The organism is Hymenobacter glaciei (assembly GCF_039539585.1).
GTDB lineage: Bacteria > Bacteroidota > Bacteroidia > Cytophagales > Hymenobacteraceae > Hymenobacter > Hymenobacter glaciei.
The window spans coordinates 1-20,499 of the sequence record NZ_BAABDK010000013.1; the positions used below are offsets into that span (position 1 = coordinate 1).

Consider the following 20,499-nt stretch of genomic DNA (forward strand, 5'->3'; position numbering starts at 1 on the left):
CCTATGGTACTGCCTTCACCGGTGGGAGAGTCGGTCGCCGCCAACCTTTTTACACGTAATGCCCCGCTCCGCTTTTACCAGCAGAACGGGGCATTTTGCTGTTAAGTCGGTCAGCTAGTGCCGAAACTGTTGACCACGGAGCTGTAGGAACAGAATTTCACTGTTGCAAAGACACTTGCTCGCTTGTAGTGCTTATTAAGGCGTATTTTTGAGACTTATTCTTAACTGTTTTTTGTGCAAATTTCGCCAGCACGTTATAGCCGAAGCATTGATTGGATAACGGTGCTGCTTTATGTGGTTCTGATAGGGTTGGGATGGGTTTGCATCTATGCCTCTAGCTATTCGCCGGATGCTCCAGAGAATCCGTTGGCGAGTATGAGCTTTGATAAGCTAATGGCTTTTAACTGGTTCAAACAGTTACTCTGGATTGGGACTGCGCTTGTGCTCATTGTCATTTTGCTGGTGGTGGATTATAAAGCATATGATACATTGGCATATGCGCTGTATGCAGGAATGATTGTGTTGTTGCTCGTGACCATGGTGGTGGCACGGCCGATAGCGGGGTCACGGTCATGGTTAGAACTGGGCCCCGTCCGGCTACAGCCGGCAGAATTTGCAAAATTTACTACTGCACTGGCGGCTTCTCGGTTTATGTCAAGCATCAACCTGCGTTACCAAAACTGGCGTGACCAGTTGATGCTTGCAGGGATTACGTTGTTGCCTCCGCTGCTTATTGTTGCTTCAAATGAATCGGGGCAGGCTTTAGTGTTTGGGGCGTTACTGTTGGCTTACTTTCGAGAGGGCATGTCACCCCTTATTCTGCTACTGCTGGCAGCTGCGGGGATGATTTTATTATTAGCCCTATTAGTGCCGAAACTTTGGCTGGTTATTGCTTTCACGGTAATACTAGTAGCCGTAATAGGATTAAATCGACGGATTTTGCGACACCATTTGCCGGTAGCAATAGGAGTATGGCTAGCGGTGATTGGGATGGTCGTGGGAGTTGACTTCTTTTATAATAACGTATTACAACCTCATCAGCGGCAGCGCATTGAGATTTTGCTTAACCCCTCTTCAGACCCTTTGGGCAAAGGGTGGAATGTGACGCAAAGTAAAATTGCGATTGGTTCGGGAGGATTGGTGGGTAAGGGCTTTTTACAGGGCACGCAGACGAAGTTTGATTTTGTTCCTGAGCAAAGCACCGACTTCATTTTTTGCACAGTAGGGGAGGAGTTTGGTTGGATGGGAAGTTTAACAGTAATCGGCCTATTTATGGCCCTGCTTTGGCGCATTATTTATGTGGCTGAACGCCAGAAATCGGTGTTTGGAAGGACGTATGGCTATTGTGTAGCTAGTGTATTATTCTTACATATGACAGTGAACATGGGGATGACAATGGGGCTAGCACCAGTGGTGGGAATTCCACTACCATTTTTCAGCTACGGAGGGTCATCGTTGTGGTCGTTTACCATTTTATTGTTTAGTCTGCTGGCGCTAGATGCGTACCGCAAACAGGACTTGGTGCGCTGATGGAGCGTGCACTGGTACCACGCTGGGTGTGGATGGTGCTGGTGTTGGCGCATATGCTGGCGCTGGCCTGGGCACTACAAAGCGACCATTGGAATTTTCCTGATTCAGACCGGTATCGGGTTGCGGCAGAAAACTTGGTGCACCATGGTCAGCTGTATGCCCGGGCATGGCCTATGGAAGTGCCCCGTGGGCAAGCGGTTCAAGAATTTACGATTCGACCGCCTGGGTACCCGACGGTGTTGGCAGTCTTGGGTGGAACAGGAGCTTATCCGTGGTTAGTGTTGGTGTTGCAAAACGGGCTAAGCCTGCTGGCTTTGGGCACCGTGCTGAACTGGTGGGCGCAACGGGTGCGTCCGTCGTCAAAGCATTGGTCAGGGGCCATTGCTCTGACGCTTACATTCCCAGCGCAGCTAATTTATGCCAACGCGGTAATGAGTGAAGCGTTTTTGCAGGGTTTGTTATTAGTTATGGTAGCTGGCTTAACCGCCTTTTATCGTACAGGTAGATTACACTTTTGGATTGCTGTAGCGGGTGCGGTGACGCTCGCATTACTGCTTAAGCCGGTGTGTTGCCTACTTGCAGTAGGAGCGGGGGCGACGGGTATAGTATTCGGGTGGAAGCAGCGTCGAGCACTAGTGTTCGTTATTGGGATGGTGCCATTGCTGGTGATGGGAGTGTATATGGCTTGGAATCAGCAACGTACCGGTTATTTCCACTTTTCCAGTATTACAGAGATAAATTTGCTGCACTATAATGCAGCTGGCGTGGTACGGCAACTAGAAGGCCCCGCAGCTGAGGAGAGTTGGGTGGCTCAGGTGTTGCGCGAGGCTGATGCAAAAGCCGATTTCGCGGCCCGCCAACAGGTAATTCAGCAAAAGTCTGAGGCCGTGCTGTTGGCTCACCCGTGGGTGTATGCCCGGCAGCACCTAACGGGGATGGTCGCGTTTTTCCTGGACCCTGGCCGCTTTGATATTAGTGAGTTTTTAGGCTTGGAGCCACTAAAGGGTGGTGGGCTGCTGGCGCAGGTACGCACGGGTGGGCTCTGGGGAGCTGTGCGGCAACTTCCATTGGGGCAACTTGCAGCCTTGCTTGTGGTGCTACTGGCGAATACTACTAGAGTGGTGTTGGCTGCGTGGGGATTTTGCCAACTTGGGCGCGGCCCAAGAGAGTGGCAGGTTGCACGATGGCTAGCAGTGGGCTTACTTGTCTATCTAGCCCTGCTGACGGGGCCACTTGGTGCGGCACGCTTCCTCATGCCAGCCTGGCCTCTGTTATTAGGGTTAGCACTGATGGGAATGCGCGGTCCTGCTGCTAAACTGACAGCAAACGGCGCCAGTTTGTGAATATTAAGGCGAGCAACACACAAAAGGCAGATGAGGCCAAGTAGCCCATGCGGCCCAAATCGCCGGATAGCAGCATGTGCGCGATAACTACAACCACTAAACTGACTTCAGCTTTGCCCATTGGTGCAAAAGGGTTTGTTGTTGCCAACATGCGTCGCTGCAACGCGAGCACCAATAGCGGAATGAAGGTGAACAAGCCAAAAATGCTTAGCAGCTCACCTAAGCCTTTGGGCGAAGCTGCCCGGCGAAGCGAATAAGCGAGGTTGTCGAAATGGGCGAGGGCATTGGTGATGGATTGGCCGGTAGGCACGCCTAACCGGGTATCAACCAATTGGTGTAAGATGAATAGCATGGCCAGTCCGCTGGCTAGTGCTGCGAGTTGGCGGGGCCACGACAGAGCCGGCCGGCCAAACCACAGCAGCCAAGGCACCAGAAACAGAAAAGACTCTTTCGCTAATGGCCCGAGTAGCAGCGCCAGCGCCAATGCCCAGCCGCCACCAGAACCACGCCGTATTGCGTAGTAGCCTAAGCCAAACACCAGTAGATACAGACTGTCGGTGAGAGGGAGTCCGGCCGCATATTCGGCCCAGCGGCTACTGAGCACGGCCAGCATAGCCAGGGCGGCGGCATTTGGTGTGGCCCCTGCCTGTCGGGCAGCGTGGAACCAGCAAGCGCCCGCAGCTCCTAGCAGTAAGCAATTGACGACATAAAACGCGAAGCGCAAGGGCCACTGGCCAGCCGGCCGCTGTGGCCAGATACGGGCATACACCTGAGTGATGGGAGCCGCTACAGCCGCAGCGACTGCTGGTACGAGTACCCGATAGCGCCGCGTGACATTAACACTGTCGAACCGTCCGCTCGCCATGCGCAGATAGCTGCGCGTGTCGAGGGAATGCGAGAAATCGTAATGCACATACATCGGGTAGGCCAGGTTGGCCAAGGCTGCCACGGCTAGCAACCACGGCAGCAACCAGCGACGTAATCGCGGGCCAAATAGGGGCACGATGGACGCGAGATTAGGCAAACTTGCGCTCGATGAGCTTCAGCAGCTTGTTGACGTGCTCTTCCTTGCGGCTCCAGTCGTAGCGCTGCGAAAGGTCGCCGGTAACGTAGGTGCGGGCCTGCTCGGCGGTGGGTAGCGAGTCGAGGTGCTGAATGGCGGCGTGGTAGTCCATATTCTCGCCGTTGAACAACTCGTTGATAAAGCTGAAGCGCTGGTTAATGGAAATGGCTTCGCGCAGGGTCTCTACCTTGGGACCGGCACGCTCGGCTAAGGATGCGGGCGTGGCCGTGGAGCGAAGGGTGTCCGCCAGGGCAGGAACAGTGGGCTGGCCGGCCTTTAGCTTTTCATGTAATGGGAGGGAGCCAGCTTCGGTATCGGGCAATGTGAGCGCCGGGATAGGAACTGCAGCGGGAACGGGTATGGCCGTAGGCGCCGCAGCTTCTACTGCGGCGGGACTTGCATTGCTCACGAACGAGGGCGTAGCTACGGCCGGCGTTGCAATGACTGATTCGGCAGCGGCCGCAGACGCATCCGTCGCGGTCGTATTCAGCGACGACACCGGGCCATCTTCCAACAAATCGGCGGTGGTGAGGGGCAGCAGGGTGCTGAGCTCTTCGACCAGGCGCTGCATGGACTGATGGGCGCGGTAGTTGGCTGCGTGATAGAGCTCGAAGCGGTGGGTAAGGAAATCGCGGCTCAGCGAATTATTGGCCGAGAGGCTGTCGAGAAATCCCTGATAAAATGCTTTGTCGATATCGATGTAGCGTACGGCATCGCGCAGGGTGGCCGTCGTCGGGCTTTCGGCCGTGCCCAGCAACAGGCGTTGGAAACTGCCCAGTGGGGCGGCCACCAGACCCAGCGTATCGGCGGCGGCCTGAGCCAGCAGGGGTTCGAAGGCGGCACGTTCGAGCCGGATATGACGCGAAAGCACGTTCATAAACTGCGTAAGAGCGGCCTGCACCGGCGCTGCTTCAAAGTCGAAATAGGCGCTCCGCAGTTGGGCAGTCTCGGCCTGCCACTGGCCCAGGAGCTGGCGAATTACCAACAGGTTGAGTTGACGCACAGGCGTGAACTTGAGCACGGCCGGGCCGTCGAGCGTGGCATCGGGCTGGGTGCCAAAGTGCTGGTCGCAGAGCCGGGCAGCCAAGCGGCGGCCGTATTGCGCGCATTTGGCGAGGCTATATTTGTCGTTCATAAAAAAGCCGGTTTCGGTGGCCCAAGTTAGGCACAAATGCCCCTGCTAACGATTGAAAACTTGCCCGGCGCAGCCATTGAAGTGGCTCCCGGAGCTACGCTGCTGGCGGCTCTGCAAGCCGCCGGGCACGACTGGATGCACGCCTGCGGGGCCAAGGGGCGTTGCACTACCTGCCGTGTGCAGGTGCTGGCCGGCGCCGGGCATCTGGGCCCGCTCACTGCCGCCGAGGAGCGGTACCGGGAAGCTGGCCGTCTGCTGCCCACCGAGCGCCTCACCTGCCAGGCCCGGCTGCCGGCCGGCGAGGTAACCGGCCGCGTGCCCGAAGCGACCAAACTGCCACACATGCAGTATTGCTAGCCGCCCAACTATTCATAGCTCAGCAATGAACGCGAGAAGGCAGCTAGTCAGCCGGTTCGCTTTCATGGCGGGATTTACTTGATGAAGGGCTCATTTTTCGCTTGGCCGTTCGTCGCTAACTTTAGGCTTCCAACCACTCCAAACACACTGCACTTTGTTTATTGAACCCCGCGTCGGCAATCGCCACAACGCTCCGCGCCGGGGCTGGATTGAGGTAGTGTGCGGCTCCATGTTCTCGGGCAAAACCGAAGAGCTGATTCGCCGCCTTACCCGCGCCCGTATTGCCCGGCAGCGGGTCGAAATCTTCAAGCCCGCCCTCGATACCCGTTACCACGCCGAAGACGTGGTGAGCCACAACGCTGCCCGCATTCGCTCGTCGCCGGTGGCCATTGCCTCGGAAATCCTGCTGCTCGCAGCCGGCTCCGATGTGGTGGGCATCGACGAAGCACAATTCTTCGATGACTCCTTGGTCGATGTTTGTGCGCAGTTGGCCAACAACGGTACCCGCGTTATTGTGGCCGGGCTCGATATGGATTACCTCGGCCGGCCCTTTGGCCCCATGCCGGCGCTGCTGGCAACGGCCGAGTACGTAACCAAGGTGCACGCTGTGTGCGTGTGCTGCGGTGAAATTGCCTCCTACTCGTACCGTATTGTGGCCAGCGCCAGCCAGGTACTGCTCGGCGAAACCGACTCTTACGAGGCCCGCTGCCGGCCCTGCTTTCTGGAAGGGCTGCAGGCTAAGGCCCCAGCGGCCGAGCCAGCTACGGTTGTGCCGGCCCAGGCTGCGCACTAAACCGCCCTGCCCGGCGTTTTGCTTCAGCGGCCGGCGAGCCGTTTCCCTTTCACATTGCCTTTTTGCTGCGCGTATGTTGCACTTTTTCCGCTGGTTGGCTGGAGTAGTTGGAGTGATGCTAGTGGCCGGAATGGCCCAGGCCCAGAGCACGGCGGGCTATGGCGACTGGCAACTGCACTTGCCCACCAACCACCCCATTCGGCTAGCCGACGACGGGGACCGGGTGTATGTGGTAGCCGAAAACGCTTTTTATTTTTTTGATAAGAAGCTGAACACAACTCAGGTGCTCTCGCACCGCGATGGGCTTAGCGACGTAGCGGCTGTGGCCGTTGCCTACGACTCGACGACCCGCCAAACCGTGGTGGCCTACCGCAACACCAACATTGATGTGCTAACGGCCAGCGGACGGGTGCACAACCTGAGCGACGTGCTGCGCAAATCTATTCAGGGCCGTAAAGTCATCAACCAATTGTCCGTTGAAGCCGGCAGGGCCTATTTGTCCACCACGTTCGGACTGGTTGTCATCGACCTGAATAAACTAGAGGTGAGCGATACCTACAGCAATATTGGGCCCGGTGGTACCGTAGTCAATGTGTACGATGCTGCGGTAGCCAATGGCTACCTCTATGCGGCCACATCGGCCGGGCTGTTGCGCGGCCCGCTCACTAGCAACCTGCTCGATTACCGCAGCTGGACGCAGTACCTGCCCGTGCCGCTGAGCACCACCCAGCAGGTATACCACTACGTAGCCGCCTATAATGGCAAAGTGTATGCGGCCGTGGGCGCTATGTTCGCGGGGAGCGTGTACGTATTCAACCCGGCCGGAGCTGGGGCGTGGCAGGGCGTGCCCAACACTTACACGGCGCAGTTTCGCAACCTGCGGGCCAGCAGCATCGGCATTTTACTGATTGACGACGACGCGGGTGTGCGCCGAATCGACGCGGCTGAGAAGGTTAGCGTGGTGGTAGCGCCTGTACGCGGTAACTCTATCCAGGATGCGGTGCGCTCGCGCGATGGCAGCTATTATCTGGCCAATTACCAGGCAGGCCTGCAACGGCTGCGGCCGGGCCAGCCCGCCGAAACTTTCCTTGCCAATGGCCCCGAAACCAACCTGGCCTTCGGCCTGCTCGCCGATGCCCGCACCAATACCGTTGACGTGTTCACGGGGGCTTATTCGGAGCGTTATCAGCCCAACTTTTTGCGGGGCGGCTTTTACGAGTACGCCAACGGGCAGTGGACGAACATCACTGCAACGACTTTTCCGAACCCCACTGATTTTCCGAACCCCACCAGCCCGGTGCACGGCACTCGCACCCCCGACGGCACCTTGTACGTGGCTAATTACGGCGGAGGGCTGCTCGAATGGCAGGGGCCCGGTAAGTTCCGACGGTTTGGGCAGAACACGCCGGCCGCTAACCCATTGCTAGGGACTTTTGGTGATGCCAACCGGGTTGAAATTACCGACGTAGCGGCGACACCCGAGGGCAAAGTGTGGGTAGTGAACCGGCACCTGCGCCAAGGCATTTCCGGTTTGTCACTTTTCGACCCGGCTGCTACCACCTGGCAGGTTATTCCCAGCGCGCCGGGCCTCGACGCACTCGACCGCATTGCCCTCGACAATTATGGCTATGCCTGGGTGTCGGTATCGCGAAAGGCAGACCGTGGCGGCGGCTCCAGTGCGGCCCCGGGCATCTTTGCTATTGACCCCGATAACGCTAACCCGCCGCGTTTCTTCACCATGGCCAACGGCCTGCCCGACAACCAGATTTACGAGTTGGCCAAGGACCGTCGGGGCTACATGTGGGCGGCCACCATCAAGGGTGTGGCCGTATTCAACGACCCCAGCGGGCCATTTCAGTCCACGCAGGGGTTCACCCTGCCCAGCGTGCAGCGCGGCGAAGGCACAGGGTTTCCAGCCTTGTTCACCGAGGCCGTGCGCGCCATTGCCGTTGATGGGGGCGACCGCAAATGGTTCGGGACCGACCACGGCCTGTGGCTTTTCAGCCCCGACGCCGACGAAGCCCTGCTGCACTTCACCACGGCCAACAGCCCGCTGCCCTCCGACCGCATAGTGGACGTGAAGGTGAACGACAAAACCGGCGAAGTCTGGGTAGCTACCGATGCGGGCGTCGTGACCTACCGGGGTGGGGCTACCATCACCGAAGGCGAGCCGAAATGTGCGGCGGCCTTTCCCAACCCAGTCCGGCCCGATTTTCAGGGCCTGGTGGGTATTACCGGGCTAGCCAACAATGCCATCGTTAAAATTACCGATGTGGCCGGCCACCTGGTGTATGCGACCACGGCGGCCGGTGGTGCCGTGACGTGGAATATGACCATGCCCGACGGCCAGCGCGTGCGTTCGGGTATTTATCTGGTACTCTCGACCGATGCCGACGGCAAAAACGGCTGCGTAAGCAAAGTGGCCGTATTGAGTAGATAATTGGAGAATGTGCGGATGTGGAGAATGTGTAAAATGGGGCAAATGTGAAAACAACAGGATGGATTAAATAGCCTGTTTTGCAGGCCGGCGACATTTTTACATCACGCATATTTCCACATTCCCACATCACGAAACATGCTAATTAAAACCCGGGGCATCGTCCTCAGCTACCTTAAATATCGGGAAACCAGCATTATTACCCGTGTGTACACCGAGCGCCTGGGCGTGCAGACCTACGTGGTGAACGGGGTGCGCAAAGCCAAACCTCCCGGGCGCATTGCCCTTTTTCAGCCCTTTACCCTGCTGGAGTTGGTGGCCTACGTCGCGCGCGGCAGCAGCGGCCTCACCCGCCTCTCCGAATTTCGCTGCGCCGAGCCCTTCCAAACGTTGCCCTACGAGGTGGCGAAAAGCAGCGTGGTGCTGTTTCTGTCGGAAGTAGTGGGACGGGCGGTGCGCGAGGAAGAACAGAACGAGCCGCTGTTTCAGTTTCTACACGATTCCATCCTGGCATTTGACCTGCAAAAGGCCGGCGCCGAGAACTTCGCGCTGGTTTTTCTGCTGGAACTGGCTACCTACCTGGGTTTCGGCATCAGTTCGGGGGGGGAGCTCACCGACCAGGTAATTATGGCTGGCCATGCCGCCACGGCTCCCGGTGCAACCGGCCCCGCCATGCTGCGTCTGCGCGAGTTCGACCATTACTTCGACGAGCTGTTGCACGACCCTGCCAGCAGCACCGTTCCCAACGGCCGCGTGCGTCACGAACTGTTGAACGTGCTCATCCGCTATTACCAGTTGCACGTGGAGCAAATGGGCGAGATTCGCTCGCTCGAAATCCTCTCAGAAGTGCTGAATTGATTTGTTGTCAGTTATTCGTTGACAGTTGTCAGGGCACGAAAGCCTAACAACTGTCAACGAATAACTGACAACTATTTAAAGTCTACGAGCTCTACTTCGAAGCGCAGTACGGTATTCGGCGGAATGTCAGCCCCGGCCCCACGTGCACCGTAGGCCAGCGGTGAAGGTATCAGCAGCACCGCTTTGCTGCCCTTGGTGAGCATGGCAATGCCTTGGTCCCAACCCGGAATTACCTGGCCCACACCCAGCGTGAAGCTGAACGGCTCGTTGTTGCGCTTGGCGGTTGAATCGAATTCCTTGCCCGTACTCAGTACCGTGCCGCGGTAGAGTACCCGCACCGTCTGGCCCTTCTTGGGAGGTAAGCCAGTACCGGCTTTCTTGATGATGTAATAGGTCCCGCCAATTGTCTTCTTGGCGGTGGCGTGGTTTTTCTTGAGGTAGGCCAGGATGAGGGCATTGTCTTTGGCGGATTGGGCCACGGCCTGCTGGGCCGCCTTCTTCTCCACTTGGGCCTGCAACTGCTGCTGGCGGGCCATCATTTGCTCCATTGTCAGCAGTTCGCGGGCACTAGCCAGCACCGTTAGGATATTGCCGCTGCGCTTGATGAACGGCGGCACGGCTCGGCCAAACGTTTTGGCAAACACCGTATCGGCCGGAAAGCGGAACACCGCGCTATCGCCGGGTAGCAGCAAGCCCAGTGCCTCTTCGAGGCCGCCGGGTGCAGGCTTGGCTGGCAGGGCCACTGGCTGGGCGGTAGGTTGCATGCGGCGCGAGCTCATCAGCACCGAGTCGCGCCCGGTGCGGAATTCCATGAACACCGTGAGTACCTGGCCGGCCCGGCTGGCGTAGGGTGCATCGGTGGGGGCTAGCGTACGGGGCTGATACTTGCCGGCTGCGTCGGCCCGAAACAAGCGGTATTCGGTGCCCGAAGGCAGGCGGGCAAAGGGCTGGTCCTGGGCCTGAGCAGGTTGGACCAGGTTTAACAACCCAGCCAGCGCACCAAAAAGAAAACGTTTCATAGAAAAAGAAATAGAACAGCGAGGCCGGTTAGCGGACGCCAACAATCTCCAACTCGAAAACCAGCGGAGTGCCGGGCGGTATCAGGTAACGGTCGTCATCGTCGGGGTAGCGCACGCCCTTTGCAGCGTAGCCCAGCGTGGCCGGAACCCAGACTCGCACGCGCGAGCCCACGGGCAACAGCGGCATTACCTCGTCGAGGCCAGCAATTACTTCGTGCCGGCCGACCCGAAATCTGAGCAGACCGCCTTGGGCTTCCGAAGCATCAAAGATGTGCCCGTCGGGCAAAAAGCCGGTGTAACGGGCACTCACGCGCTGGCCAGGCTGTGGCAAGGGGCCGGTACCTCGCTCCCGAAACACGTAGCGCACGCCGTTGGGCGTGCGCTGCGGGGGCATTTGCAAAGTGTCAAGTAACGGCAGGGGAGAAGCAGGGCTGTGGCCGGTCTGCGCCTGCGCACCTAGTGCCAAAGCAACCAGTACAAGCACTTGGAACCACGTGTGCCATTGGCCGCTCGCTGTGCTTGTTGCCATGTACCGAATGGTTTATTGAATGCTTAGTATTTCCACATCGAACAGCAACGCAGCGTCGGCTGGGATGCCCGTGTTGCCGCTGGGCCCATAAGCCAGGCGTGAGGGGACCAGAAATAGCTTGCGGTCGCCCACGCGCATCAGCAAAAGGCCCTCATTAAAGCCGGCCGTCAGGGTGCCAACCGTAAATACGGTGCATCCACACGGCGTATGGTTATCGGCAGAGTTGTCGAAAATCGCCCCTTGTGGGTAGCGCGGGTCGCCCGGCGAAGCGGGGTAGCCGTCGGAAGCCGGATGAGCGCCATTGCTCAGGAACTTGCCAACATATTTGAGGCGCACATTGTCACCGGCTTTCACGGCGGCACCGGTGCCGTCCACCACGCTTACTACGTAGAGGCCCGAGTTGGTGCGGGTAGCCTTGCCAAGCAGGTTGTTCCGCCGCAGGTAGCTCTGAATCGTGTCTTCGTCGATTTGCTTAAGCTGGTCCTGGTGCGCAGTAAGCTGCTTTTGCAGCGTGGTTTGGCTGTTGCAGCTCCATAGGGCGGGAGTTGCGACTAGCAGCAAGGCGGCCAACAACCAATGGCGCATTCGGAGCAGAGAGGTATTCATATCGGGAAGCACTAACATAATTCCGGCCAGCGGGGGCCCGGGCCGTGGCGCCGCGCCACCCGTTGGCCGGAATCGAGAGAAAAAACAGTTATTGAACTGCAACCAGTTCCACTTCGAAGCGCAGCGGTGCGTTGGCCGGAATGTCGGCTCCGGCGCCACGGTCGCCGTAGGCCAGCGGCGACGGAATCAGCAGAATGGCTTTGCTGCCGGGGGTCAGCATGGCAAGGCCTTCGTCCCAGCCCGGAATTACCTGGCCCAAGCCGAGGGGGAAATCGATGGGCTTGCCCTGCTTGTCCGACGAATCGAACAGCTTGCCGCTCAGTAGGGTGCCGTTGTAGTTTACGCTCACAATCTGGCCGGTTTTGGGCTTCGCGCCTGTGCCGGGCTTCAGCACCTGGTAGTACACGCCCAGGGGCGTCTTCTGCATGGTCAGGCCGTTTTTCTTGATGTAGTCCTGGAGCAAAGCGTCGTCCTTTTTCATCTGCGCGACAACTTTCGAGGTGCCCAGCATGGTCTTCAGCGACTGCTGCTGGCCGGCTACCTGCTTCTGAAACTCGGGCGAAGCCATGCGCTTCTTAATCTGGGCAGCCATCGAGCGCTTCTGCAACTCGGGCTCCATTGCCTTTTCTTCCTCGGCCGTAACCAGTTTGGGCTGGGTGGCCACGAACATCTGCACGAAGCTGCCGCCGCGCTTCAGGAAGGGCGGTACGGACTGGCCCGATTTGGGCTTGATGAGCGAGTCGACCTGGAAGCGAAACACGCCGCTATCGCCGGGCTGCAGCAATGAGAGCGCCTCGTCGGGCATGCCCTTCTGTTTCAGCTCCTGCAAAGGCATTGGCACGGCCATGCCCATGTCGGTGCGGGTGTTTTGCAGCACCGAGTCCTTGCCGGTGCGGTATTCGGTGTGGCCCATCAGGTACTTACCCAGCCGGTCTTTGTAGGTTGGGTCGCCGTCGGGGCCGATTTCGCGGCGCTCGTACTTGCCGTCCACTTTCTTGTAAATCTTGTACTCGATGCCGGACTTGGTTTTGGCAAAGTCACCGTCGCTCTTGTTGCAGGCGGTGAGGGAAGCGTAGCCCAGCACACCGGCCGCCAGGGCCAGCTGCCGCGCAGAGCGGGAGGAAAAACGCATGAAAATAAAAAAGGTGAAGGGTCAGAAACGGTGTAAAGTTACGCCACCGGCGGCGCTATGGCGGCAGGTACTCCCGTGAGCTGCTCCTTATACTCAGGAAGGATGCCCAGAAAGCGCTCAACGGTTGCATCAAGCGGCTCGTAGCTGATGCCGCCGGCCGCATTGTGGTGTCCGCCGCCGTCGAAATGCTTGCGCGAAAAGTCGCTAACCGAGAAGCTGCCCACCGAGCGGAAAGAAATTTTAACTGCCACGCCGCGGTCAATAAACACGGCCGCAAACACAATGCCCTCGATGCTGAGGGCATAGTTAACTAGTCCTTCGGTGTCGCCGGTTTTGCTTTGGTACTGGCGCAACTCGTCCTGCGTGATGGCGATGTAGGCGGTGTTGAGCTCGCGGTTCACCACCAGCTTGTCCTTGAGGATGAACCCGAGAAAGCGCAGACGGATTTCGGAATGCGAGTCGTAGATGCGGCGGTGCACCGACGACAGGTCGATTTGCACCTTCAACAGCTCGGCAATAATCAAGTGCACGTTGCGCGAGGTGCTGGGGTGTCGGAACGAGCCCGTATCTGTCATGATGCCCGCGTACAGCGCTTCGCCCATGCCCTTGGTGATGAGGTCCTGGTCGCCGAGGTCGCGGATAATTTCAAAAATCAGCTCAGCCGTAGCGGCGGCCGTCGGCACCGAGAATACGATGTCGGCAAAGTCCTCGGGCTGCTGGTGGTGGTCGATGAGCACCTTGGTGGCGTTGGCCACCCGGATGTACTCACCCAGCTCGTTGATGCGGCCCAGGCAGCTGAAATCGAGGCAGCAGATGACCTCGGCGCGGGCAATTAGGTCGCGCACTTGCCGGTCGTTCTGGCGCTTCTCGTAGATAACAACCTCGTCGTTGCCCTCCATCCAGTTCAGGAAGGCGGGGTAATCCGACGGGGTCACGACCGTGACGTGGTGGCCCTTTTGCTTGAGGTAGCCTGCCCAGGCCAGCGAGGAGCCCAGCGCGTCGGCGTCGGGTTTGTGGTGGGTGGTGATGACAACCTGTTTGGGCTGCGCCAACAACGCCCGCAGGGCGGAAATGGAACTGGACATCGACAACGAGAATGGCCCTGGTTAGAAACGGCGGGCCGGTGGCTTACAAAGAATTGGGCCGGCAAAAGTCGGAAGAAATCTTTTCTTAACAGCGCGACCCCTTTGGAAGGTTCTCGCAAAAGTGCGGAACCTTCCCGCCGGCCCACCCAATGCCAGCGGCTGGCTTTGTCGCTACTTTTGCAGGGTAACACGTTTTTTCAACATCCAATTTCCCCCGACCAACGCAATGGCCACCAACCGCACATTCACGATGATTAAGCCCGATGCCGTTCAGGAAAACCACATTGGTGGCATCCTGGGCATGATTGAGGCCGGCGGCTTCCGCATCGTGGAGCTCCAGAAAATTAACCTCACCGCCGAGCGCGCCGGTCAGTTCTACGCTGTGCACGCCGAGCGGCCGTTCTACAACGACCTCGTGAAATACATGTCGAGCGGCCCTATCGTGGCGGCTATTCTCGAAAAAGAAAATGCGGTGGCCGACTTCCGCACCCTCATCGGCGCTACCAACCCAGCCAACGCCGAGGATGGCACCATCCGGAAGAAGTACGCCAAGAGCATTGAGGCTAACGCCGTGCACGGCTCCGACTCGGACGAAAACGCGCAGATTGAAGGCGAGTTTTTCTTCGGCAACAAGTAATATTTTCCGCCGCAAGGCAGCAAAAAGCCCGCTCTGCGTATGCAGAGCGGGCTTTTTCTTTATACCAAAAACAGACTGTTTTTATACCAATCTTGTATTGTCGAGCTTATTTCGACCCATTAATTAGGAGCGATTTTTTGTAGTAAAGTTAATTCCGGTGAGAGGATAGCAGGAAAATTTCCTGCTGCAGAGGTACGAAGGCTGAGGACAAAGCACAAGGTATAACAGGAGGAAGGACCAATGTAGCCCATAAATATAGGCTTTTTCAGTACATTGGGGTGAGCAAATCCACTGCAGGTCCACACCTTTCCACCTAAAAATTTCCTCATGCGCCAAAAAATCCTGCTTGTTTCCCTTGGGCTGTTGCTAGCCGCCTGCCAGTCGAAACCAGCCGATATAGCCCCAGCCGTTACTAAAGCAGATGCCACCGCCTCCCTGGGCTTGGTGGGCGATGCGGCCGACGTAACCCGCACCACCGCTGGCGGCACGGTGCTCATGGGCGGCGGCCCCGACGTGGACGCCGCCATCCAATGGATGATAGGCAAGGCCGGCGGCGGAGACTTTGTGGTGCTGCGCGCAACCGGTACCGATGCCTACAATGCTTATGTGTACGGCTTGGGCGGAGTCAACTCTTGCGAAACGCTGCTTATTAACTCGCGCACGCTGGCCAACGACCCGCAGGTGGAAGCTAAAATCCGGGGGGCTGAGGCGGTGTTCATTGCTGGCGGCGACCAAGCCAACTACGTCAATTTCTGGAAAGACACCAAGGTAGAAGATGCTCTGAACTACCTACGCAATGTGAAGAAGTGCACCATTGGCGGGACCTCGGCCGGCAACGCCATCGAGGGGCGCATTTATTACGGCGCGCTGAATGCTACCATTACAAGCGCTGCGGCCCTGGCTAACCCTTACGATACCAACATTACCTTGGGACGCGACGATTTTCTGGACACCCCTTACTTGAGTAACACCATCACCGACGACCATTTCAATAACCCCGACCGGCGCGGACGCCTTGTCACGTTTCTGGCTCGTATGAGCCAGGACTACGGCATCGTGCCCAAGGGCGTAGGCCTCGACGAATCGACAGCGGTGTGCATCGACGATGCCGGCCTGAGCAAAATATTTGGTACGGGTACGGCCTTTTTCCTACAGCAAAACAGCAGTGGCCCCGAACGCTGCACGGCCAGCAGCAGCCTAGATTGGTACCGTAGCCGCCAAGCGGTGCGGGTGTACAAGGCCACGGGCACCGCTGCAGGCACCAACACATTCAATTTCAGCACTTGGAACGGAGTAGGCGGCAGCAGCCAATATTATTACGTAGACCGCGGCCTCCTCGGAATTTCTTACTAACCCGCCTTGGCCGCAGGTTGTAACTAAAAAAGCCCTGTTGTTTTCAGCAGGGCTTTTTTAGCATTACGAAGCAAGCAGTGCAGCCGGTGATTACGGAACAGGCCTAATCCACCGGCTGGGCCCGGGCTATGCTTGTTCTATTGTAAGCAGGGAATTGGCTGGTTCCAGCGCTTCCACCGGCTGGGTAGTGTGCTTGTGCTTGAAAATAAACACGAACAGTACCGCAATGGCCAGCGAATAGCCCGCAAACGTGAGCCAGATGCTGTGCCAGTCCTTCACGCCGTTGGCATCGGTGAAGTAGTGCTGGATAATGACGCCGCTGAGCGAACTGCCCAGCACGGCTCCGAAGCCATTGGTCATCATCATAAACAAGCCCTGCGCGCTGGCTCGGATGCTGGGCTGCGTCTGGGTTTCGACGAACAGCGAGCCCGAGATGTTGAAGAAGTCGAAGGCCATGCCGTACACAATGCACGAGAGGATAATCATCCAAAGGCCGGCGCCAGGGTCACCGTAGGCAAACAGACCGAAGCGCAGCACCCAGGCAATCATGCTGAACAGCATCACCTGCTTGATGCCAAAGCGACGCAGGAAGAACGGAATAGCGAGAATAAACAGCGTTTCCGAAATTTGCGAGATGGACATGATGATGGCCGGATACTTCACCGTGAGGGTGTCCTTGTAAGCCGGGTTCTTGTCAAAATCGTGCAGGAAGGTGTCGCCGTACGCATTGGTCAGCTGCAGGGCCGCACCCAGCAGGAGCGCGAAAATAAAGAAGGTAGCCATCTTGCGGTCGCGTAGCAGCGCAAACGACTTCAGGCCCAGAATTTCTACCAGGCTCTGGTTAGATGAATTGGCCGACTGCGGCGGGCACTTGGGCAGCGTGAATGAGTAAATACCCAGTAGAATAGCCGCGCCGGCCGCCACGTAGAACTGGCTGGCCGACTTCTCGAAGCCGAGCAAACTCACCGTCCACATGGCTACAATAAAGCCGACGGTGCCCCACACCCGGATGGGCGGGTAATCCTTCACCACATCCAGCCCTTCGGTTTTTAGCACCGAAAATGACACGGCAATGGACAGCGACAGCGTGGGCATGTAGAAAATCATGTTCAGCAGAATTACCCAGAAGAACATGCCCGGGTCGGTGACCATGGGAATGGTGCAGAGGGTGATGCCGCCCAGGATATGCAGGATGCCGTAGAGCTTCTCGGCGTTCACGTACTTATCGGCCACAATGCCCATGAGCGAGGGCATGAAGATGGAAGCAATGCCCATGGTCGAGAAGATGGCGCCAAATTGGGCACCAGACCATTGCTTCGTTTGAAACCAATAAGCGCCAATCGTAATCAGCCACGAGCCCCAGATGAAGAACTGGAGGAAACTCAGGATGGTAAGGCGCAACTTCGTATTCATGCGGGGACGGGGCAAAAGGGGTGGGATAAGACAGATGCAAGCGCGGCGCATGGGCCGTGACCGTCAAAGATAAATAAAAAAGCCCCTGCGAAGTGCCCGGACTCGGGACAACTTCGCAGGGGCCTTCATTAGGCACTGAAGGCAGTTTTACGCCTCGTAGGTGGCCGAAAACGTACCGGCGGGCTGGCCGTCGGCCGTTGGGTAGTCGGTGTAGCCGTCGGCGAAACCGTTGGGGCCGGGGGCGTAATAAGTGGCTTGGTCGCTCTCGGCCAGGGGCAGGCCTTTCTCGAGGCGTTCCACTAGGTCAGGGTTCGAGATGAAGGGGCGACCGATGGCAACGAGGTCGGCGTTGCCGGCGAGGGCAGCGTCAACCTGGGCCACGGTGGTATACCCGCCGCTCAGGATGAGTGTGTTGGTGAATTTCTCGCGGATAACGGGCACAATTTCGGCCGGTACGGCGGGCGCGCCCATGCTTTGGTGGTCGACGAGGTGCAGATACACGACGCCAATTTTCTGCAGCTCTTCGGCAAGGTAAGCGTAGGTTGCGTCAATCTCGGGGTAGTTCGGCTGGTCGTTGAACACGCCCCAGGGCGAAAGGCGAATGCCGGTGCGCTCGGTGCCAATGGCCTCGGCTACGGCGCGAGTTACTTCGAGTACGAAGCGGGCGCGGTTCTGCACGCTGCCGCCGTACTCATCGGTGCGTTGGTTGCTGGCGGGGTTCAGGAATTGCTCGAGCAGGTAGCCGTTGGCGCCGTGTAGTTCCACACCATCAAAGCCGGCTTCGAGGGCCAGCTTGGCGCTGTGCACGAACTCGTCGCGCACGCGGGCCAGCTCGTCGGCGCGCAGGGCGCGGGGCGCGGGCTGGTCCTGCATCTGCTGCTGGTCGGTCCACATTTGGCCCTGGGCAGGCACGGCCGAGGGGGCGATGCCTTCGGCACCCTCGGGAAGGTTGAGGTGGTGAAATACGCGGCCAGCGTGCATCAGCTGCACGAAAATGTGGCCGCCGTGGTGATGCACCGTTTCGGTGATGCGCTGCCAGTTGGTGACGTGCTCCTGGTTGAACAGGCCGGGAATGCGGGCATAACCCAAGCCATCGGCCGAGGGAGAAGTGCCTTCGGTAATGATGAGGCCCGCGGTGGCGCGCTGGCGGTAGTACTCGGCCATCAATTCGTTGGGCATGTTGCCCAAGGCGCGACTGCGCGTCATGGGGGCCATTACGAAATGATTGGTCAGGGTGAGGTTGCCTAATTTGGCGGGCTCAAAAGCTTTGCTTGACATAAGTACAGGGGAAGTGGCGGTGTGCGTGAGTTGCCGGGGTGATGAAACGCGGTGATAAAGCAGGTACGTACACGAATTGTTTTCGACTGGCTTTTATAAGCTGTGTTCGCAATAAAAAAGGCCCGCCTCCTGCTGGAGACGGGCCTTTTGGGCATTGACTTAAAACGAGGCGCTACCGAAACTACGCGGCGTATGCGGCAGCAAAGCGTTTGTTTACTTCATCCCAGTTGATGAGGTTGAAGAAGGCGGCGATGTAGTCGGGGCGACGGTTCTGGTACTTGAGGTAGTAAGCATGCTCCCACACGTCGAGGCCGAGAATGGGCATGCCCTTGCAGCCCGACTCGGGCATCAGCGGGTTGTCCTGGTTCGGGGTCGAGCAGATTTGCACCGAGCCGTCGGACTGCTTGCACAGCCAGGCCCAGCCCGAGCCAAAGCGCGTGGTGCCAGCTTTGGTGAACTCCTCCTTGAATTTGTCGAACGTGCCAAACGTGGTGGTGATGGCTTCGCCTACTGCGCCGGTGGGCTGTCCGCCGCCGCTGGGCGAGAGGATAGTCCAGAACAGGGAGTGGTTGTAATGACCGCCGCCGTTATTGCGCACAGCTACCGGAGCTTTGGCAATGTTGTGCAGAATCTCTTCGATGGACTGGTTCTCCATTTCCGTACCCGCGATTGCTGCGTTCAGGTTGGTTACATAAGCCTGATGGTGCTTGCTGTGATGAATTTCCATGGTTTGCGCGTCAAACGTAGGTTCGAGCGCATCGTAAGCGTACGGAAGTTTGGGAAGTTCGAAAGCCATAACTAAAAGGGTTTTGGATTGGTGAAGAGAGGGCAGAAAGTGTATCAGCTTGAACCGCCAGCTGCGCGCATAGTTGCGGGTACCAACGGGTATGCTTGCTTCAAAAGTAGATTATTTCCGCTTCATACTGAAAAATTGCTGCATCAGTTTGGCGCAGGCAGCCGCTTGGATGCCGCCGCGCAGCTGCGTGCGCCGGTGCAAAAGCTGTCCATGACGCCGGAAACCCACTTTGGGCTCGTCGGCCCCAAACACTACCGCTTTCAACTGCGCCCAGTAGCTAGCGCCGGCGCACATCACGCAGGGCTCGATGGTGACGTAGAGCGTGCAGTCGGTCAGGTATTTGTTGCCGAGGTAGTTGGCAGCGGCAGTCAGGGCCAGCATCTCGGCGTGGGCCGTTACGTCGCGCAAGCGCTCGGTTTGGTTGTAGCCGCGGCCGATAATCTGGTTCTCAAACACGACCACGGCCCCAATGGGAATTTCATCGGCAGCCAAGGCTTTTTCGGCCTCAGCCAGCGCTTGGGCCATGAAATATGCGTCGTCGGTGGGCACGGCTTACTTCTTCATGGCAATAGCGCCCATCACGGCCTGGGCCGTGGGCTGCCACTGGGCCTGCTCGTCGGCGGGGGCCACAAAGGTGAACACGTACAACTGCGAGCCTTCAATGGCATACTGCACCACCTGGTAGCGCTTTATGGGCGTGAGCTGGCTGTTGCGCCGCGAGTCCGATACCGTTGATACGAACTCGAAATACATGAAGTCGCGCCCGTTCACGGTGCGAATATCTTCCTTGATGAAATCGACTTTGGTGTAGAGCCGCTGAATGCTGGACTTGTAAATCTTCAGCAACACGCCATAGTCAAAGCTCTCGAAAGTGGTGGGGCGCACGGCTACACTGTAGTCAACACGCCCGCTGGGGTTGGTGTAGACGGCCAGCGGCTTGCGCGGCGAGGGATATTTCACGGCAATGCCGTCGTCGGGCAGCGCCGAAAACTCCTTCGGCACGCCCACCGACAGGGAAGAGGCCAGCTTCACGGTCGTAAGCTTGGGCTTGGGGGCAAAAGCCAGCAGGCCCAGCAACAGCAGCAGAAATGGAGTAATTTTCATAGCAACAAAGGGATAGAACAAGACAAAAGAA

General features: G+C 58.1%; 20 protein-coding genes. 8 read left to right on the forward strand and 12 right to left on the reverse strand.

From position 1 onward, the window contains the following. The first annotated feature begins 234 nt into the window (after nt 1-234). On the forward strand, nt 235-1,530 hold the full coding sequence (gene rodA / locus ABD837_RS07690) for a rod shape-determining protein RodA (RefSeq protein ID WP_345052454.1): 1,296 nt from the start codon (nt 235-237) through the stop codon (nt 1,528-1,530). A gap of 32 nt (nt 1,531-1,562) precedes the next feature. Next, nucleotides 1,563-2,873, forward strand: coding sequence for a hypothetical protein (locus ABD837_RS07695; protein ID WP_345052456.1), 1,311 nt, complete (start codon nt 1,563-1,565; stop codon nt 2,871-2,873). Here ABD837_RS07695 and ABD837_RS07700 read toward each other — a convergent pair. After that, nucleotides 2,842-3,813 (reverse strand): hypothetical protein, encoded by a 972-nt coding sequence (locus ABD837_RS07700; RefSeq protein WP_345052459.1) that lies wholly within the window; start codon nt 3,811-3,813, stop codon nt 2,842-2,844. The genes ABD837_RS07695 and ABD837_RS07700 overlap by 32 nt on opposite strands. Nucleotides 3,814-3,889: 76 nt before the next feature. Next, complete coding sequence (locus ABD837_RS07705) at nt 3,890-5,071, reverse strand: hypothetical protein (protein WP_345052462.1); 1,182 nt, start codon at nt 5,069-5,071, stop codon at nt 3,890-3,892. 36 nt (nt 5,072-5,107) lie between these two features. Here ABD837_RS07705 and ABD837_RS07710 point away from each other — a divergent pair, with 36 nt between their 5' ends. The 4 genes from ABD837_RS07710 (at nt 5,108) to recO (ending at nt 9,516) form a co-directional block, all read left to right on the forward strand. Continuing rightward, the gene (locus ABD837_RS07710; RefSeq protein WP_345052465.1) at nt 5,108-5,428 is read left to right on the forward strand and encodes a 2Fe-2S iron-sulfur cluster-binding protein; all 321 of its coding nucleotides are present in this window, start codon (nt 5,108-5,110) and stop codon (nt 5,426-5,428) included. A 154-nt stretch (nt 5,429-5,582) separates the two neighbouring features. Continuing rightward, nucleotides 5,583-6,221, forward strand: coding sequence for a thymidine kinase (locus ABD837_RS07715; RefSeq protein ID WP_345052468.1), 639 nt, complete (start codon nt 5,583-5,585; stop codon nt 6,219-6,221). 73 nt (nt 6,222-6,294) lie between these two features. After that, the gene (gene porZ, locus ABD837_RS07720; protein ID WP_345052470.1) at nt 6,295-8,661 is read left to right on the forward strand and encodes a type IX secretion system anionic LPS delivery protein PorZ; all 2,367 of its coding nucleotides are present in this window, start codon (nt 6,295-6,297) and stop codon (nt 8,659-8,661) included. A 135-nt stretch (nt 8,662-8,796) separates the two neighbouring features. After that, on the forward strand, nt 8,797-9,516 hold the full coding sequence (gene recO / locus ABD837_RS07725; RefSeq protein ID WP_345052472.1) for a DNA repair protein RecO: 720 nt from the start codon (nt 8,797-8,799) through the stop codon (nt 9,514-9,516). A gap of 71 nt (nt 9,517-9,587) precedes the next feature. Here recO and ABD837_RS07730 read toward each other — a convergent pair whose 3' ends face one another. From ABD837_RS07730 to ABD837_RS07750, 5 genes are all read right to left on the reverse strand, one after another. Then, complete coding sequence (locus ABD837_RS07730) at nt 9,588-10,535, reverse strand: FKBP-type peptidyl-prolyl cis-trans isomerase (RefSeq protein WP_345052474.1); 948 nt, start codon at nt 10,533-10,535, stop codon at nt 9,588-9,590. A gap of 28 nt (nt 10,536-10,563) precedes the next feature. Next, nucleotides 10,564-10,929, reverse strand: coding sequence for an FKBP-type peptidyl-prolyl cis-trans isomerase (locus ABD837_RS07735; protein ID WP_345052477.1), 366 nt, complete (start codon nt 10,927-10,929; stop codon nt 10,564-10,566). Between the two features lie 147 nt (nt 10,930-11,076). Further along, entirely contained in the window at nt 11,077-11,670 is a 594-nt protein-coding gene (locus tag ABD837_RS07740; RefSeq protein WP_345052479.1) for an FKBP-type peptidyl-prolyl cis-trans isomerase, read from the reverse strand. Between the two features lie 88 nt (nt 11,671-11,758). Continuing rightward, on the reverse strand, nt 11,759-12,802 hold the full coding sequence (locus ABD837_RS07745) for an FKBP-type peptidyl-prolyl cis-trans isomerase (protein WP_345052482.1): 1,044 nt from the start codon (nt 12,800-12,802) through the stop codon (nt 11,759-11,761). A gap of 38 nt (nt 12,803-12,840) precedes the next feature. After that, the gene (locus tag ABD837_RS07750) at nt 12,841-13,887 is read right to left on the reverse strand and encodes a DHH family phosphoesterase (RefSeq protein ID WP_345052485.1); all 1,047 of its coding nucleotides are present in this window, start codon (nt 13,885-13,887) and stop codon (nt 12,841-12,843) included. 226 nt (nt 13,888-14,113) lie between these two features. Between ABD837_RS07750 and ABD837_RS07755 the strand changes: the two genes are divergently transcribed. Continuing rightward, nucleotides 14,114-14,524, forward strand: coding sequence for a nucleoside-diphosphate kinase (locus ABD837_RS07755; RefSeq protein WP_345052487.1), 411 nt, complete (start codon nt 14,114-14,116; stop codon nt 14,522-14,524). Nucleotides 14,525-14,851: 327 nt separating this feature from the next. Further along, complete coding sequence (locus ABD837_RS07760; RefSeq protein WP_345052490.1) at nt 14,852-15,877, forward strand: cyanophycinase; 1,026 nt, start codon at nt 14,852-14,854, stop codon at nt 15,875-15,877. A gap of 126 nt (nt 15,878-16,003) precedes the next feature. On the opposite strand, the gene ABD837_RS07765 is transcribed toward ABD837_RS07760, so the two are convergent. The 5 genes from ABD837_RS07765 to ABD837_RS07785 form a co-directional block, all read right to left on the reverse strand. After that, the gene (locus ABD837_RS07765; RefSeq protein ID WP_345052492.1) at nt 16,004-17,290 is read right to left on the reverse strand and encodes a nucleoside permease; all 1,287 of its coding nucleotides are present in this window, start codon (nt 17,288-17,290) and stop codon (nt 16,004-16,006) included. Nucleotides 17,291-17,437: 147 nt separating this feature from the next. Continuing rightward, entirely contained in the window at nt 17,438-18,568 is a 1,131-nt protein-coding gene (locus ABD837_RS07770) for an alkene reductase (RefSeq protein ID WP_345052495.1), read from the reverse strand. A gap of 181 nt (nt 18,569-18,749) precedes the next feature. After that, a complete protein-coding gene (locus ABD837_RS07775; protein WP_345052498.1) occupies nt 18,750-19,364 on the reverse strand; it encodes a superoxide dismutase in 615 nt (204 codons plus the stop codon). Nucleotides 19,365-19,475: 111 nt separating this feature from the next. Continuing rightward, nucleotides 19,476-19,913, reverse strand: coding sequence for a nucleoside deaminase (locus tag ABD837_RS07780; protein ID WP_345052501.1), 438 nt, complete (start codon nt 19,911-19,913; stop codon nt 19,476-19,478). Nucleotides 19,914-19,916: 3 nt separating this feature from the next. Further along, the gene (locus tag ABD837_RS07785) at nt 19,917-20,468 is read right to left on the reverse strand and encodes a hypothetical protein (protein ID WP_345052504.1); all 552 of its coding nucleotides are present in this window, start codon (nt 20,466-20,468) and stop codon (nt 19,917-19,919) included. Between the last annotated feature and the right edge of the window lie 31 nt (nt 20,469-20,499).